The following is a 15,152-nucleotide window of genomic DNA, read 5'->3' on the forward strand; positions in this document are numbered from 1 at the left end:
GCCGCCGTCGGTGTTACCGGCGGCGGCAAACGCGCATCACGCCTCGAAATCCCCCTGTTGGCGCGCCACCAGCGTCAGAATGCTGTACAGCGCCACCGGCTGCTGTTCCTGATTCAACACCTGCACATCCCACACCACTACGCCGTGCGGGCGATCTTCGGCGGTTTTCTGCGGCTTGCGGATTTTCTTTTTGCAGGTCAACCGCACCTGAATGGTGTCGCCGATCTTCACCGGCTCGATAAAGCGCAGATTCTCCATGCCGTAGTTGGCGATCACCGGCCCGACGGCGGCGTCAACAAACAGCCCGGCCGCGGCGGACACCACAAAGTAACCGTGCGCCACCCGTTCGCCGAACAGCGAGTCGGCGGCGCCGATCTTGTCCATGTGCGCGTAGAAATGGTCGCCGCTCAGGCAGGCGAAGTTGACGATATCCGCTTCGGTCACGGTGCGGCGCGCGGTCAACAGGCTGTCGCCCAGCTGCAGCTGCTCGAAGTATTTCCGGAACGGATGCACCGGATGCTCGACGACCGGCGCGCCGCGCACCCATTCACCGCCGATGGCCGCCAGCATCGCCGGGCTGCCCTGGATCGCCGTGCGCTGCATATAGTGCTTCACCGCGCGCAGCCCACCCAGCTCTTCACCGCCGCCGGCGCGCCCCGGGCCGCCGTGCACCAGCATCGGCAACGGCGAACCGTGGCCGGTGGACTCCGCCGCCGCCTGCTCATCCAAAATCAACATGCGGCCGTGAGCGCAGGCCGCCGCGCGAATGAAGCGCTTGGCCAATGCCGGATCGGCAGTTACCAGCGATCCCGCCAGGCTGCCCTGCCCCAGCAACGCCAACGCGATCGCCTGCTCGGTATCCGCATACGGCATCAGCGTCGCCACCGGGCCGAAGGCCTCAGTGCCGTGCACCGCCTGATGGGTGAGCGGATCGGCGCAATACAGCAGGGTCGGCGGATAAAACGCCCCGCCGCGCGCACCGTCGCCCAGAACCTCCAGCTTATCCAGCGCCGCGCCACAGAGCGGTTCGCAGCCGTTGCGCAGCAGGAAATCCACCTTGCTTTGCACATCATCACGCTGCTCGTGGCTGACCAACGCCCCCATGCGCACCTGCTCCAGCTGCGGGTCGCCTACCGTCACCCCCGCCAGGCGCTGCAACAAGGCCTGACGCACGGCCGCCACCTGCGCCGCCGGCACGATGATGCGGCGGATCGCGGTGCATTTCTGCCCCGCCTTGGCGGTCATTTCACGGCACACTTCTTTGATGAACAGCGCAAACTCCGGCATCTCCGGCGTCACGTCTTCCGCCAGCACGCAACAGTTGAGCGAATCCGCCTCCATGGTGAACGCGATCGATTTCTCCAGCAGGCGCGGGTGTGCCCGTAGCCGCTGTCCGGTCTGCGCCGAACCGGTGAAAGTCACCGCATCCTGGTAATCCAGGTGCGCAAACATGTCGCCGACGCCGCCGCAAACCAGCTGCAGCGCCCCTTCCGGCACCAGCCCGCTGTCGACGATCAGCCTGACCATCGCCTGCGTCAGCTGCGCGGTAGCGGTGGCCGGCTTGATGATGGCCGGCATGCCCGCCAGCCAGGTCGGCGCCAGTTTTTCCAGCATGCCCCAGCACGGGAAGTTGAAGGCGTTGATGTGCAGCGCCACGCCGGGGCGCGAGGTCAGCACGTGGCGGGCGGCGAACTGCGCTTGTTTCGACAATGGGATCAGCTCGTCTTCCGGCCACAGGGTATCGTCCGGCAGATCGCGGCCGGCCATGCCGGCATAGGCGAACAGCGTGGCGATGCCGCCCTCAATATCAACCCAGCCGTCGCTGCGCGTCGCGCCGGTTTGATAGGAAATGTGATACAGCGCCTCTTTATGCGCCAGCAGGTGTTTCGCCACCGCTTTCAGCATCTGGGCGCGCTGCTGGAACGTCATGTGCGCCAGCGCCGGGCCGCCGTGGCTGCGCGCATAGCTCAGGCTCGCCGCCAACGGCAGGCCGTCGGAGCAGACCTGGTACAGCGCCTCGCCGGTCACGGCATGGCGGATCTCGCGCCCCTCTCCCTGCCCGTACACCCAGGCGCCAGAAAGATAACTGTGTAACTGCTGCATGTGCCCTCCGAAATTCATAAATTTTCACCCTATAGCTTAATTACGTATCACATAAATGCCAGCCCACGCCAAACCAAATTTTAACAAAAAGAAAACAAAAGGCGCTTTCGGGGCATTTGACCTGCTATAAACAAGGAATTAATCACTTTATTTATCAAATAAAATCAACAAAATAACAAATCACCTTGTGAGTAACCTCGCAAAACCACATGAATTACGTTTGATCTTTTTGTTATCAGTTTGTAGCCTTATGGTTAGTTAAAGTGATTCACATTTTTATGTTCAATGTGAAAAATACGAATCACCAAGAGGCAAGCATGACAACTGACGCACAGTATCAGCAGCATTTCGACGACAAGATCGCGGCGGACATCGCCATTGAGGCCAAAGACTGGATGCCGGACGCCTACCGTCAGAACCTGATTCGGCAGATTGGCCAACACGCCCATTCGGAAGTCATCGGCATGCTGCCGGAAGCCAACTGGCTGACGCGCGCCCCCACGCTGCGCCGCAAGGCGGTGCTGCTGGCCAAGGTGCAGGACGAAGCCGGCCACGGTCTGTACCTCTACAGCGCCGCCGAGACCCTCGGCTGTTCGCGCCAGGACATCTACCAAAAGATGCTCGACGGCAAGATGAAGTACTCCTCTATCTTCAATTACCCCACGCTCAACTGGGCGGATATCGGCGTGATCGGCTGGCTGGTCGACGGCGCCGCCATCGTCAACCAGGTGGCGCTGTGCCGCGCGTCCTACGGCCCCTATGCGCGGGCGATGGTGAAAATCTGCAAAGAGGAAAGCTTCCACCAGCGCCAGGGCTACGAGGCGGTGATGGCGATGGCCAACGGCAGCGACACGCAGCGCGCCATGTTGCAGGACGCTATCGATCGCTTCTGGTGGCCGGTGCTGATGATGTTTGGCCCGAGCGACGCCGACTCCCCCCACAGCGCCCAGAGCATGGCGTGGAAAATCAAACGCCACAGCAACGATGAGCTGCGGCAGAAATTCGTCGACAACACCGTGCCGCAGCTTGAGGCGCTGGGCATGACGGCGCCGGACCCGAGCCTTACCTGGGACGAGGCCGCCGGCCACTATCGCTTCGGCGAGATCGACTGGAGCGAACTGCATGAGGTGATCAAAGGGCGCGGTCAATGCAACCACGAACGCCTGCAGGCCAAACGCCGCGCCTGGGAAGACGGCGCCTGGGTACGCGACGGCGCCATGGCCCACGCCGCGAAAAACGCCGCCTCCGCCGCATAGCCAACATAAGGAAACGAGATCATGAGCCACGTTGAATGGCCGCTGTATGAAGTGTTTATCCGCAGCAAACAAGGGCTGGCGCATCGCCACGTCGGCAGCCTGCACGCCGCCGACGACCAAATGGCGCTGGAAAATGCCCGCGACGCCTATACGCGCCGCAACGAAGGCTGCTCGATCTGGGTGGTGCAGTCGCGCCATCTGATCGCCTCGCAGCCGGAAGATCGCGGCGCGTTCTTCGATCCGTCCGAAGACAAGATCTACCGTCATCCGACGTTTTACACCATTCCCGACGGCATCAAGAACATGTAGAGGCGACCATGACGGTTAACGATCCGCGCATCAGCTATTTGCTCCGCCAGGGCGACACGCCTCTGATCCTCGCCCAGCGCCTGTGCGCCTGGTGCGGCCACGCGCCCGAGCTGGAAATCGATCTGGCGTTGGCCAACATCGGGCTCGATCTGCTCGGCCAGGCGCGCAACTTTCTGGGTTACGCCGCCGAACTGGCCGGCCCGCCCTGCAGCGAAGACAGCCTGGCCTTCGGCCGCGACGAGCGCCAGTTTCATAACCTGCTGTTGGCGGAGCAGCCGAACGGCGGTTTCAACGACACGCTGGTGCGTCAGTTCCTGCTCGATGCCTACCACGTACAGCTGCACCAGGCGCTGAGCCGCAGCCGCGATGCGCAGATCGCCGCCATCGCCGCCAAGTCATTGAAGGAGGCCGATTATCACCTGCGCTTCAGCCACGGCTGGATGATCCGCCTGGGCGACGGCAACGACGTCAGCCACCGCAAGATCCAGCAATCGCTGGATAACCTGTGGCGGTTCACCGCCGAGCTGTTCCACGCCGACGCGCTGGAGCTGGAACTGGCAGAACAAGGCATCGCCGTCGATCCGCGCGAACTGCAGGCCCCCTGGCAAGCGCAGGTGGAAGAGACGCTGCGCCAGGCGACGCTGGCGCTGCCTGCCGAGCAGGCGTTCCGGCACGGCGGCAAGCAAGGCCGGCACAGCGAACACCTCGGCCCTCTGCTGGCGGAAATGCAGTTCCTGCAGCGCGCCTATCCAAACGGTCAATGGTAGGAGGCCACGATGAACGTCACCCGTTTGCAACCCGCCGAAATCCCGCAGATTTGGCACTGCCTGCAGCAGATCAGCGATCCCGAACTGCCGGTGCTGTCGATCACCGATTTGGGCATGGTGCGCGACGTAGCGCGCGACGGCGCGGGCTGGCGCGTGACCTTCACCCCGACGTACTCCGGCTGCCCGGCCACCGAATTTCTGCTCAACGCCATCGAGCAGCGGCTGGCGGCCGCCGGCTTCAGCCCGGTGCAGGTGGACATTCGCCTCAGCCCGGCCTGGACCACCGACTGGATGAACGCCGACGCCCGCGAGCGGCTGCGGCAATACGGCGTAGCGCCACCGCAGGGCCACACCTGCGATCGGCCGCACGCCCACGGCCCGGTAGCCTGCCCGCGCTGCGGCAGCACCCACAGCGAGAAGATCAGCGAGTTCGGCTCCACCGCCTGTAAAGCGCTGTACCGCTGCTGCGACTGCCGGGAACCGTTCGATTATTTCAAATGCATATAGGAGCGCTGACACCATGACGGTCTTTCATCGCCTGAACGTCGCCGCCATCGAGCGCGAAACGCCGGACGCCGTAGCCATCACCCTGCGGGTGCCCGAAGAGCTGCAAAACCAATACCGCTATACCCCCGGCCAGCACCTGACGCTCAAGGCGTTGGTCAACGGCGAAGAGCTGCGGCGTTGCTACTCCATCTGCAGTTCGCCGCAGGAAGGCCTGCTGCAGATCGGCGTGAAGGCGATTGACCAGGGGCGCTTCTCCGGCTTCGTCAACCGCATGCTGAAGGTCGGCGACGCGCTGGAGGTGATGGTGCCTCAGGGGCGCTTCGGCTACCAGCCGCAGGCAGAGCGCCACGGCAACTACCTGGCGATCGCCGCCGGCTCCGGCATCACGCCGATGCTGTCGATCATCAAGGCGACGCTGCTGCTCGAACCGGGCAGCAGCATCACCCTGATCTACGGCAACCGCAACAGCCGTACGATGATGTTCAAAGAGGCGCTGTCGGATCTGAAAAATCGCTACCCGCAGCGTTTTCAGCAGCTGTATCTGTTCAGCCAGGAAAGTCTCGACAGCCCGCTGCTCAGCGGCCGCATCGACCGTGAACGCCTGACGGCGATCGGCGGCGCGCTGCTGGATTTCCGCGACTATGACCACGCCTTTATCTGCGGGCCGGAATCGATGATGGACGACGCACAAACCGTGCTGGAACAGGCCGGCGTCCCGGCCAACCACATCCACAGTGAACGCTTCAACACCAGCGGCCTGGTCGTCCGCCCGCGAAGCAGCGGCGATCGCAACGCCACCCGAGTGGCGATCCTGCTCGACGGCCGCCGGTTGGATATCGAGGTCGGCGAACAGGACGACAGCATTCTCGACGCCGCGCTGCGCCAGGGCGCCGACCTGCCCTACGCCTGCAAAGGCGGCGTATGCGCCACCTGCAAATGCCGTCTGAAGGCCGGCCAGGTGGAGATGGGCGTTAACTACAGCCTGGAGCCGGATCAGCTGGCGGCAGGCTACGTATTGAGCTGCCAGTCGTGGCCGAAAGGCGACGGCGTGGTATTGGACTTCGACGTCTAGGAGCCGCGATGGACACCCCCTTTATTTTGCATCAGCAGCAGCACCGCGTGGTCACGCTGACGCTGCATCGCCCGGAGGCGCGCAACGCCCTGAGCACGCCGTGTCTAGAACATCTGGTTGCTCGCCTGGAGCAGGCCGACGCCGACAGCGGCGTGGGCGCCGTGGTGATCGCCGGTGCGGCGCGCTTCTTCGCCGCCGGCGCCGATCTGCGCGAACTGCAACAGCAGGATCTGCCGGCCGCACTGGCGGATCGCCGTCCGCAGCTGTGGCAGCGGCTGGCGCAGTTCAGCAAGCCGCTGCTGGCGGCGGTGAACGGTTATGCCCTGGGCGCCGGCTGCGAGCTGGCGCTGGCCTGCGACATCGTCATCGGCGGCGAAAGCGCCCGCTTCGGCCTGCCGGAGATCACCCTCGGCCTGATGCCGGGCGCCGGGGGCACCCAGCGCCTGATCCGCTGCGTCGGCAAGTCGCGCGCCAGCCAGATGGTGCTGACCGGCGAGCCCATCGACGCCCGCACCGCGCTGCAGGCCGGCCTTATCAGCGAAGTGTGCGTCGATGCCCTGACGCTGGAACGCACGCAGCAGATTGCCGATCGCATCAGCCGTCAGGCGCCGCTTGCGCTGCGCGCCGCCAAACAGGCGCTGAAACAGGCCGAGGAAATCGGCCTTAGCCAGGGGCTGACGATGGAGCGTCAGCAGTTCGTCACCCTGGCCGCCACCGACGATCGCCGCGAAGGCATCGCCGCCTTTTTCGAAAAACGTACGCCAAACTATCAGGGGCGCTGATTTATGGATAACGCATTGATTCTCAGCCATCTCGACGCCGGCGTGTTGACGCTGACCCTCAACCGGCCGGATCGGCTCAACAGCTTTAACGACGAGATGCATCGCCAGCTGAGTGAAGCGCTGACGCAAGCCGAGCGCGACGACAGCGTGCGCTGCCTGCTGATCGCCGGCGCCGGGCGCGGTTTCTGCGCCGGGCAGGATCTCAACGATCGCAACGTCAGCGCCGATCAACAGGCGCCGGATCTCGGCCTGTCGGTCGAACGTTTCTACAACCCCCTGATCCGTCGCCTGACCGCCCTGCCGAAGCCGGTGGTGTGCGCGGTCAACGGCGTGGCGGCCGGCGCCGGCGCCGCGCTGGCCCTGGCGTGCGATATCGTCATCGCCGCCGACAATGCCAGCTTCATTCAGTCGTTCTGCCGTCTTGGGCTGGTACCTGACTCCGGCGGCAGCTGGTTCCTGCCGCGGCTGGCCGGCCACGCCCGCGCGATGGGCATGGCCATGCTGGGTGACAAAATCAGCGCCCAACAGGCGCTGGCGTGGGGCATGATCTGGCAGGTGGTGCCGGCGGATGAATTGGCCGACCGCACGCAAACGCTGGCGCGCCATCTGGCCACCCAGCCGACCTACGGTCTGGGGCTGATCAAGAAAGCCCTCTACAGCTCGGCCACCAACAGCCTCGATCAGCAGCTCGATCTGGAGCGCGATCTGCAGCGCCTGGGCGGCCGCAGCGACGACTATCGCGAAGGCGTCAGCGCGTTCTTTGCCAAACGCACGCCAAACTTCAGCGGGAAATAGCCATGAACGCGCCCCTTCTTAACGGCCAGGTGGCGGTGATCGGCGCCGGCACCATGGGCATCGGCATCGCCCAGGTGGCCGCCGCCGCCGGCCACCCGGTGCGGCTGTTCGATATCGCGCCCGCCGCCGCCCAGCACGCGATCGACGATCTCGCTCGCCGCCTGCGCCAGCGGGTCGACGACGGCAAGGCCGACGCCACGACCACCGAAGCGCTGCTGGCGCGCCTCGAACGCGCCGACTCGCTCGTGCAGTTGGCCGACTGCACGCTGGTGATTGAAGCGGTGGCGGAAAATCTGGCGATCAAACAGGGTCTGTTCCGCGATCTGGAGGCGCTCTGCTCGCCCACGACGCTGTTCGCCAGCAATACCTCTTCGCTGTCGATCACCGCCATCGCCGGGGCACTGCAACACCCGGCCCGCATGGCCGGGCTGCACTTCTTCAACCCGGCGCCGCTGATGAAGCTGGTGGAGATCGTCAGCGGCCTGGAGACCGGCGCCGAGACCCTCGCCGCGCTGCAGGCCCTGGCACAGCGCTGGGGTAAGCAGAGCGTCGTGTGCCGCTCGACGCCGGGATTTATCGTCAACCGCGTGGCGCGGCCGTTCTATGCCGAAACCCTGCGCGCGCTGGAGGAACAGGTGGCCGACGCCGCCACGCTGGATGCGGTATTGCGCGACGCCGGCGGTTTCGCCATGGGCCCGCTGCAATTGACCGATCTGATCGGCCAGGACGTCAATTACGCCGTGACCGAATCGGTGTATCAGGCCTTCTATCAGGATCCGCGCTTCACGCCCTCACTGGTGCAGCAGGAGCTGGTGGCCGCCGGACACCTCGGCCGTAAATCCGGCCGCGGTTTCTACCGCTACGACGCGCCGCGATCCGCCGCCGCGATCGCCTTTGCGCCACCGGCGCAGGGCGCACTGCCGCAACGCGTTACGCTGCACGGCGACTGGTCTTCGCTGGCCGATTTGGCGCAGCTGTTAAGCGAAAATGCGGGGGCGATCAAACAACCTGGCCAGACCAGCCCACACGTCACGATCGACGACGTTACACTGATGTTAACCAATGGTAAAACCGCCGGCCAACTGGCCGACGAACGTGGAACGCCCGTGGTGCTGTTCGATCTCTGTGCCGACTATGCGCACGCCTCCGCCATCGCCATCAGCTGCGCGGCGCAAAACGATGCGCAACACAATGCCAAAGCGATTCGCCTGCTGCAGTCCCTCGGCAAGCAGGTCATTCCGTTGCCGGATTACCCCGGCCTGCTGACGATGCGCACCCTGGCCATGCTGGCCAACGAAGCGCTCGACGTGGTGAATAAAGGCGTCGCCAGCGCCGAAGATACCGATCTGGCGATGCTGCGCGGCGTCAACTATCCGCGCGGGCCGCTGGCCTGGGGCGCCGCGCTCGGCTGGCGCCACATTCTGACTACGCTGGAAAACCTGCAACGCTATTACGGCGAAGCGCGCTATCGCCCGATGCCGCTGCTGCGCCGCTACGCTTCCCCCGCCTCTTTCCCAGGAGCCGAACGATGAACGCCAATACGCCACGCGCGCTGGCTCAGCGCTGCGCCGAACAGATGTTCCAACAAGATACCTGCGCTCAGGCGATGGGGATGCACATCGATGCCGTCGACGCCGGGTACGCTCAGGTCAGCATGACCGTCGGCCCGCAGATGCTCAACGGCCACCAGACCTGCCACGGCGGCCAGCTGTTCAGCCTGGCGGACACCGCCTTCGCCTACGCCTGCAACAGCCAGGGGTTGGCGGCGGTGGCCTCCGGCTGCAGCATCGACTTCGTCCGCCCGGCGCTGGCCGGCGATCGCCTCACCGCCAGCGCGGAGATGCGCCATCAGGGCAAAGCCACCGGGCTGTATGACGTCGAAATCGTTAACCAACGGGGCAAAACCGTCGCCTGGTTCCGCGGCCGCGCGCACCGCCTCGGCCACAGCATTTTAGGAGATCAGGCATGAATCAGGCATTTATCTGCGACGGCGTGCGTACCCCGATCGGCCGCTATGGCGGCGCGCTGGCCCAGGTGCGCGCCGACGACCTCGCCGCCCTGCCGCTGCGCGTGCTGTTGGAACGCCATCCGCAGGTCGATTGGGCGCAGCTGGACGACGTGATCCTCGGCTGCGCCAACCAGGCCGGGGAAGACAACCGCAACCTGGCACGCATGGCGCTGCTGCTGGCCGGCGTGCCGGTCGGCGTGTCCGGCACCACGGTGAACCGCCTGTGCGGTTCGGGCCTGGATGCGCTGGCGATGGCGGCGCGCAGCATCAAGGCCGGTGACGCCGGGCTGCTGCTGGCGGGCGGCGCGGAATCGATGACCCGCGCGCCGCTGGTGATGGGCAAGGCAGACAGTGCCTTCAGCCGCCAGGCGCAGCTGTACGACACCACCCTCGGCTGGCGCTTCGTCAACCCGCGGATGCAGGCCGAGTTCGGCACCGATTCAATGCCGGAGACCGCCGAAAACGTCGCGGCGCAGTTCAACATCAGCCGTGCCGATCAGGACGCCTTTGCGCTGCGCAGCCAGCAGCGCGCCGCCCGGGCGCAGGCGCTGGGCCACCTTGCGCAGGAGATAGCCCCGGTCAGCCTCACCGGCAAAAAAGGCGCGGTGACGCTGTTCAGCCTGGATGAACACCCGCGCCCCGACACCACCTTTGATCAGCTGCAAGCGCTGAAAACCCCGTTCCGTCAGCCCGGCAGCGTCACCGCCGGCAACGCCTCGGGCCTGAACGACGGTGCGGCGGCCCTGATCGTCGCCTCCGAAGCGATGGCGGCGCGCCAGGGGCTGACGCCGCGCGCGCGCATCGTTGCCACCGCCACCTGCGGCGTGGAGCCGCGGCTGATGGGCATCGGCCCGCTGCCGGCCACCCGCAAGGTGCTGGAAATCGCCGGGCTGAACCTGGCGCAGATGGACGTTATCGAACTGAACGAAGCGTTCGCCGCCCAGGCGTTGGCGGTGATGCGCCAGCTTGGCCTGCCGGACGATGCCCCGCAGGTCAACCCCAACGGCGGCGCGATCGCCCTGGGGCATCCGCTGGGCATGAGCGGCGCGCGCCTGGCGCTGGCCGCCCTGTTTGAACTGGAACGGCGAGCCGGCCGCTACGCGCTTTGCACCATGTGCATCGGCGTCGGCCAAGGCATCGCCATGATCATTGAGCGTGTCTGACCCCTGAGGCTAACCATGACAATAAATCCACAGCCCCTCGAAACGATCGAATTCGCCTCGCGCGATGAGATTGAAGCGTTGCAGCTGACGCGTCTGAAGTGGACGCTGCACCACGCCTACGACAATGTGCCGATGTACAAACGCAAATTTGACCAGGCCGGCGTGCACCCCGACGATCTCAAACAGCTGAGCGATCTGGCGCGCTTCCCCTACACCACCAAGCAGGATCTGCGCGACAACTACCCGTTCGACACCTTCGCGGTGCCGATGGAACAGGTGGTGCGCATCCACGCCTCCTCGGGCACCACCGGCCGCCCGACGGTAGTGGGTTACACCCAGCGCGACATCGATAACTGGGCCGATATCGTCGCCCGCTGTCTGCGCGCCGGCGGCGCCACCGCCAAAGACAAGGTGCACGTCGCCTACGGCTACGGCCTGTTCACCGGCGGCCTGGGCGCACACTACGGCGCGGAGCGGCTCGGCGCGACGGTGATCCCGATGTCCGGCGGCCAGACGGAACGCCAGGCGCAGCTGATCCTCGATTTCAAACCCGACATCATCATGGTGACGCCGTCCTATTGCCTGACGCTGATCGACGAGCTGGAGCGCAAGATGGGCGGCGACGCGCGCGGCTGCTCGCTGCGGCTCGGCGTGTTCGGTGCTGAACCCTGGACCGAAGCCCTGCGCCACGAGATCGAAACCCGCATGGGCATCAAGGCGCTGGATATTTACGGCCTGTCGGAAGTGATGGGGCCGGGCGTGGCGATGGAGTGTCTGGAGAGCGGCGGCGGCCCTACCATTTGGGAAGACCACTTCCTGCCGGAGATCATCTGCCCGGAAACCGGCATTGCTCTGCCGGACGGCGAACACGGCGAACTGGTGTTCACCACCCTGACCAAAGAAGCGCTGCCGGTGATCCGCTACCGCACCCGCGATCTCACCCGGCTGCTGCCGGGCGACGCGCGCCAAATGCGCCGCATGGGCAAGATCACCGGCCGCTCCGACGACATGCTGATCATCCGCGGCGTCAACGTCTTCCCGTCGCAGGTGGAAGAGCAGATCATGCAGTTCGAGCAGCTGTCGCCGCACTACCAGCTGCAGGTCAGCCGCAGCGGGCACCTGGACACGCTGGCGGTGCGCGTCGAGCTCAAGGAGTCGGCGCTCAGCCTCAGCCACCAGCAGCGTTGCGACATCTGCCACCAGCTGCGCCACCACATCAAATCGATCGTGGGCGTCAGCACCGACGTCAGCATCGCCAACTGCGGCGATATTCCGCGCTCGGAAGGCAAAGCGCAGCGCGTGGTCGATTTGCGGCCGCGCTGAGGCGCACGGCGTCACGGATGACGCCGCCCCAAATTAGGCGTAATGTTATGGCTCATCGAAGGCTAACCCATGGAAAAATATGGAACATAAACTGGATGAGTTCATTCGCCATGCCGTCGACGCGCAGCCGATCAGCGGCACCTCGCTGATCATTTCGCTGTACGGCGACGCGCTCAGCCACCGCGGCGGCGAAGTGTGGCTCGGCAGCCTGAGCGCGCTGCTGGAGGCCTTCGGCTTCGGCGATCGCTTCGTGCGCACCTCGGTGTTCCGCCTGCAGAAAGAGGGTTGGCTGGCGGTGGAGAAAATAGGCCGCCGCAGCTTCTACCGCGTGACCGAGCAAGGGATGCGCCAGTTCCGCCACGCCGAATCGAAAATCTATCTGCGCGAGCAGCCCGCCTGGGACGGCAAGTGGGAGCTGTTGCTGCTGGAAAGCGCCGAAAAAAACGAGCGCGCGCGGTTGAAAAAAGAGCTGGGCTGGCTCGGGTTCGGGCAAATCGCCAGCAACCTGATGGCCGCCCCCACCCATGCGCAAACCGACGTGACGGCGCTGCTCGGCGAGCTGAACGCCAGCGAGCAGGTGATTTACTTCCGCGCCGATTATCCCTATAACCGCTCCGAGCAAACCCTGCAGAACTTGGTGGCCGACTGCTGGTCGCTAAACGAGGTGGCGGCTGGCTATCACGAATTTATCGTCTCCTTCCGGCCGCTGATGGCGCTGCTGCGCGAAGTCGACCCGGCGGCGCTGACGCCGCTGCGCTGTTTCCAGATTAAGCTATTATTGATTCACTTCTTCCGTCGCGTGGTGTTGAAAGATCCGCTGCTGCCGGACGCGCTGCTGCCCGCGCAGTGGGAGGGCCAGATCGCCCGCAACCTGTGCATCAATCTTTATCAGCAGGTCGATCGCGCCGCGACGGAGTACGTCAGCGCGCTGGCGGAAACCACCATCGGCGCCCTGCCCGCGCCGGCCGCCGGCTACTATCGGCGCTTCGGCGGCCTGCCGCGCGACCCTACATTTTAAGGAACTCACGCTATGCCTGTGTATCAGATTGACGGCCTGACGCCGGTCGTCGACCCCAGCAGTTACGTGCACCCGACGGCGGTGCTGATCGGCGACGTGATCGTCGGCAAGCACGTGTACATCGGCCCGAATGCCAGCCTGCGCGGCGATTTTGGCCGCCTGGTGATCTGTGACGGCGCCAACATTCAGGATAACTGCGTGATGCACGGCTTCCCGCAGCAGGACACGGTGGTGGAAGAAGACGGCCATATCGGCCACGGCGCCATCCTGCACGGCTGCCGCATTCGCCGCAATGCGATGGTGGGCATGAACGCGGTGGTGATGGACGGCGCGGAGATCGGCGAGAACACCATCGTCGGTGCGATGGCATTCGTCAAAGCCGCGGCGGTGATCGAAGCCAACAAGCTGGTGGTCGGCAGCCCGGCACGCGTGCTGCGCGATCTGACCGAACAGGAGCTGGCCTGGAAGATCGCCGGCACCCGCGAGTATCAGGATCTGGTACAGCGCTGCAAATCCTCGCTGCACGAAGTGGCGCCGCTGACCGAAATCGAACCGGGCCGCCAACGCCTGAGCTTCGGCGACCACCTGATCCCGAAAAGCCAGCTGTAATCCCCGGGGCTGAGGAACGCCTCAGCCCCTTCCCTTATTACTCCACCTCCGGCGCCTTGAACGGCGACGGCACGGCCGCGCGGCGGCTCTGGACGTGATAAGCCACCACCAGCAGCAAGGTGAACGGAATACCGAACCACAGCGTCATGCGGAAAAATTCGGTAAACGCCGTCGAGATCATCAGCGCCGCCATCAGCCCGGCGCCCAGCAAGGTGGTATAGGGGAACCCCCACATGCGGAACTTCAGGTGGGTCTGCCGGTGCCGGCGGCGGAAGAACAGGTGGGTGACGAAAATCATCAGCCAGGTAAAGCAGGCGCCATACACCGAAATAGACATCATGGCGGCGAACGACGTTTCCGGTGCCACCAGGCTCAGCACGATAGACACCACGATGCCGATGCACGACATCGCCAGCGCATTGACCGGAATGCCGCGCCGGCTGACGCGCCCCAACGCCGCCGGCGCCTGCCCGGCGCGCGACAGCGAGAACATCATGCGGGTGGTGATATACAGCTGGCTGTTCATCGCCGACAGCGCCGCCACCAGCACGATAAAGTTGAAAATACCGGCGGCGGCGGGCAGATGGATCACGTTCATCGCCATCAGGAACGGGCTTTCGCCGGTGCCGGACTGCCGCCAGGGCACGATGGCCAGCATCAGGGCGATCGACAGCATGTAGAAGATAAACAGCCGCACGATGGTGCCCTTGAACGCTGCCTTCACCGCAATCACCGGATTTTTCGCCTCGCCGGCGGCCACCGCGATCATTTCAATGCTCAGGTAGCTGAAGATGGACACGATCACCGCGAACCACATGCCCTTGACGCCAAACGGCATGAAGCCGCCGGCGGTCAGGTTGCGCAGGCCGTAGGCCGGGTTGCCCGAGAACGCCAGAATGCCGATGCCGATCAGAATGAACGCCACGATCGCCGTCACTTTGACGGTGGACAGCGCGTATTCCACCTGGCCGAACGACTTCACGCCGATCACATTGATGACGATCACCGCCGCCGAGAACAGCAGCACCCACGGCCAGGTCGGCGTCGCCGGGAACCAGAACTGCATGTACATGCCGATGGCGGTAACTTCGGTGCCCACCGCCAGCACCACGCAAAACCAGTAGGAATAACGCACCAGAAAACCGAACAGCGGGCCAAGATAGAATTCGGCGTAGTCGCCGAACGAGCCGGGCGTCGGGTGTTCGGAGGTCATTTCCGCCAGGCTGCCCATCAACAGCAGCGCAATAACGCCGCCGATCAGGTAGCTCAGCAATACCGACGGCCCCGCCATCTGAATGGCGTAGGCGCTGCCGAGAAACAGCCCGGTGCCGATGGCGCCGCCGATCGCCAGCATCGACATCTGCCCGGCGGTAAGATGCTTGTTCAACCCGCCCTGACGGCGGGCGATATGCTCAAAATCATTCATCTGTGGCATGGCTG

At 64.8% G+C, this 15,152-nt stretch carries 15 protein-coding genes; 13 read left to right on the forward strand and 2 right to left on the reverse strand.

Annotated features, from left to right (window positions below; all coding sequences use genetic code 11):
- Nucleotides 1-36: 36 nt before the first annotated feature.
- A complete protein-coding gene (paaZ, locus tag ACJ8QI_RS11390) occupies nt 37-2,103 on the reverse strand; it encodes a phenylacetic acid degradation bifunctional protein PaaZ (protein WP_442532503.1) in 2,067 nt (688 codons plus the stop codon).
- Nucleotides 2,104-2,420: 317 nt separating this feature from the next.
- Here paaZ and paaA point away from each other — a divergent pair, with 317 nt between their 5' ends.
- The 13 genes from paaA to paaY all read left to right on the forward strand — a co-directional run bounded on the left by paaA (nt 2,421) and on the right by paaY (nt 13,712).
- Nucleotides 2,421-3,359 (forward strand): 1,2-phenylacetyl-CoA epoxidase subunit PaaA, encoded by a 939-nt coding sequence (gene paaA, locus ACJ8QI_RS11395; protein WP_033647856.1) that lies wholly within the window; start codon nt 2,421-2,423, stop codon nt 3,357-3,359.
- Between the two features lie 21 nt (nt 3,360-3,380).
- The gene (gene paaB, locus ACJ8QI_RS11400) at nt 3,381-3,668 is read left to right on the forward strand and encodes a 1,2-phenylacetyl-CoA epoxidase subunit PaaB (protein WP_004935173.1); all 288 of its coding nucleotides are present in this window, start codon (nt 3,381-3,383) and stop codon (nt 3,666-3,668) included.
- 8 nt (nt 3,669-3,676) lie between these two features.
- Entirely contained in the window at nt 3,677-4,435 is a 759-nt protein-coding gene (gene paaC, locus ACJ8QI_RS11405) for a 1,2-phenylacetyl-CoA epoxidase subunit PaaC (RefSeq protein ID WP_033635097.1), read from the forward strand.
- A 9-nt stretch (nt 4,436-4,444) separates the two neighbouring features.
- The gene (paaD, locus tag ACJ8QI_RS11410) at nt 4,445-4,942 is read left to right on the forward strand and encodes a 1,2-phenylacetyl-CoA epoxidase subunit PaaD (protein WP_033653577.1); all 498 of its coding nucleotides are present in this window, start codon (nt 4,445-4,447) and stop codon (nt 4,940-4,942) included.
- Between the two features lie 13 nt (nt 4,943-4,955).
- Nucleotides 4,956-6,014, forward strand: a complete 1,059-nt coding sequence (gene paaE / locus ACJ8QI_RS11415) for a 1,2-phenylacetyl-CoA epoxidase subunit PaaE (protein ID WP_442532504.1) — start codon at nt 4,956-4,958, stop codon at nt 6,012-6,014.
- An 8-nt stretch (nt 6,015-6,022) separates the two neighbouring features.
- On the forward strand, nt 6,023-6,796 hold the full coding sequence (gene paaF / locus ACJ8QI_RS11420) for a 2,3-dehydroadipyl-CoA hydratase PaaF (RefSeq protein ID WP_442532505.1): 774 nt from the start codon (nt 6,023-6,025) through the stop codon (nt 6,794-6,796).
- A gap of 3 nt (nt 6,797-6,799) precedes the next feature.
- Nucleotides 6,800-7,591 carry a 2-(1,2-epoxy-1,2-dihydrophenyl)acetyl-CoA isomerase PaaG gene (gene paaG / locus ACJ8QI_RS11425; protein ID WP_033635102.1) on the forward strand — a complete coding sequence of 264 codons (792 nt, stop codon included), beginning with the start codon at nt 6,800-6,802 and terminating at the stop codon, nt 7,589-7,591.
- Between the two features lie 2 nt (nt 7,592-7,593).
- Nucleotides 7,594-9,123 carry a 3-hydroxyacyl-CoA dehydrogenase gene (locus ACJ8QI_RS11430; RefSeq protein WP_442532506.1) on the forward strand — a complete coding sequence of 510 codons (1,530 nt, stop codon included), beginning with the start codon at nt 7,594-7,596 and terminating at the stop codon, nt 9,121-9,123.
- Entirely contained in the window at nt 9,120-9,560 is a 441-nt protein-coding gene (gene paaI / locus ACJ8QI_RS11435) for a hydroxyphenylacetyl-CoA thioesterase PaaI (RefSeq protein WP_047730362.1), read from the forward strand. The genes ACJ8QI_RS11430 and paaI overlap by 4 nt, the downstream gene beginning before the upstream one ends.
- The gene (gene pcaF, locus ACJ8QI_RS11440; RefSeq protein ID WP_442532507.1) at nt 9,557-10,762 is read left to right on the forward strand and encodes a 3-oxoadipyl-CoA thiolase; all 1,206 of its coding nucleotides are present in this window, start codon (nt 9,557-9,559) and stop codon (nt 10,760-10,762) included. Before paaI ends, pcaF begins: the two co-directional genes overlap by 4 nt.
- Before the next feature lie 15 nt (nt 10,763-10,777).
- Entirely contained in the window at nt 10,778-12,085 is a 1,308-nt protein-coding gene (gene paaK / locus ACJ8QI_RS11445) for a phenylacetate--CoA ligase PaaK (protein ID WP_049201370.1), read from the forward strand.
- A 79-nt stretch (nt 12,086-12,164) separates the two neighbouring features.
- On the forward strand, nt 12,165-13,103 hold the full coding sequence (paaX, locus tag ACJ8QI_RS11450; RefSeq protein WP_060439657.1) for a phenylacetic acid degradation operon negative regulatory protein PaaX: 939 nt from the start codon (nt 12,165-12,167) through the stop codon (nt 13,101-13,103).
- Between the two features lie 12 nt (nt 13,104-13,115).
- Nucleotides 13,116-13,712 (forward strand): phenylacetic acid degradation protein PaaY, encoded by a 597-nt coding sequence (gene paaY, locus ACJ8QI_RS11455; protein WP_021505794.1) that lies wholly within the window; start codon nt 13,116-13,118, stop codon nt 13,710-13,712.
- Between the two features lie 37 nt (nt 13,713-13,749).
- On the opposite strand, the gene ACJ8QI_RS11460 is transcribed toward paaY, so the two are convergent.
- Nucleotides 13,750-15,147, reverse strand: coding sequence for an amino acid permease (locus ACJ8QI_RS11460; protein WP_442532508.1), 1,398 nt, complete (start codon nt 15,145-15,147; stop codon nt 13,750-13,752).
- Between the last annotated feature and the right edge of the window lie 5 nt (nt 15,148-15,152).

The organism is Serratia sp. CY84636 (assembly GCF_052166245.1).
Lineage (GTDB): Bacteria > Pseudomonadota > Gammaproteobacteria > Enterobacterales > Enterobacteriaceae > Serratia > Serratia nevei.

Bases quoted from the DNA above. Each gene is read 5' to 3' on its own strand.
- pcaF (WP_442532507.1), top strand. From the start codon at position 9,557: ATGAATCAGGCATTTATCTGCGACGGCGTGCGTACCCCGATCGGCCGC.
- paaA (WP_033647856.1), top strand. From the start codon at position 2,421: ATGACAACTGACGCACAGTATCAGCAGCATTTCGACGACAAGATCGCG.
- paaZ (WP_442532503.1), bottom strand. From the start codon at position 2,103: ATGCAGCAGTTACACAGTTATCTTTCTGGCGCCTGGGTGTACGGGCAG.
- paaB (WP_004935173.1), top strand. From the start codon at position 3,381: ATGAGCCACGTTGAATGGCCGCTGTATGAAGTGTTTATCCGCAGCAAA.
- paaC (WP_033635097.1), top strand. From the start codon at position 3,677: ATGACGGTTAACGATCCGCGCATCAGCTATTTGCTCCGCCAGGGCGAC.
- paaE (WP_442532504.1), top strand. From the start codon at position 4,956: ATGACGGTCTTTCATCGCCTGAACGTCGCCGCCATCGAGCGCGAAACG.
- ACJ8QI_RS11430 (WP_442532506.1), top strand. From the start codon at position 7,594: ATGAACGCGCCCCTTCTTAACGGCCAGGTGGCGGTGATCGGCGCCGGC.
- paaG (WP_033635102.1), top strand. From the start codon at position 6,800: ATGGATAACGCATTGATTCTCAGCCATCTCGACGCCGGCGTGTTGACG.
- paaX (WP_060439657.1), top strand. From the start codon at position 12,165: ATGGAACATAAACTGGATGAGTTCATTCGCCATGCCGTCGACGCGCAG.
- paaK (WP_049201370.1), top strand. From the start codon at position 10,778: ATGACAATAAATCCACAGCCCCTCGAAACGATCGAATTCGCCTCGCGC.
- paaF (WP_442532505.1), top strand. From the start codon at position 6,023: ATGGACACCCCCTTTATTTTGCATCAGCAGCAGCACCGCGTGGTCACG.
- paaY (WP_021505794.1), top strand. From the start codon at position 13,116: ATGCCTGTGTATCAGATTGACGGCCTGACGCCGGTCGTCGACCCCAGC.
- paaI (WP_047730362.1), top strand. From the start codon at position 9,120: ATGAACGCCAATACGCCACGCGCGCTGGCTCAGCGCTGCGCCGAACAG.
- ACJ8QI_RS11460 (WP_442532508.1), bottom strand. From the start codon at position 15,147: ATGCCACAGATGAATGATTTTGAGCATATCGCCCGCCGTCAGGGCGGG.
- paaD (WP_033653577.1), top strand. From the start codon at position 4,445: ATGAACGTCACCCGTTTGCAACCCGCCGAAATCCCGCAGATTTGGCAC.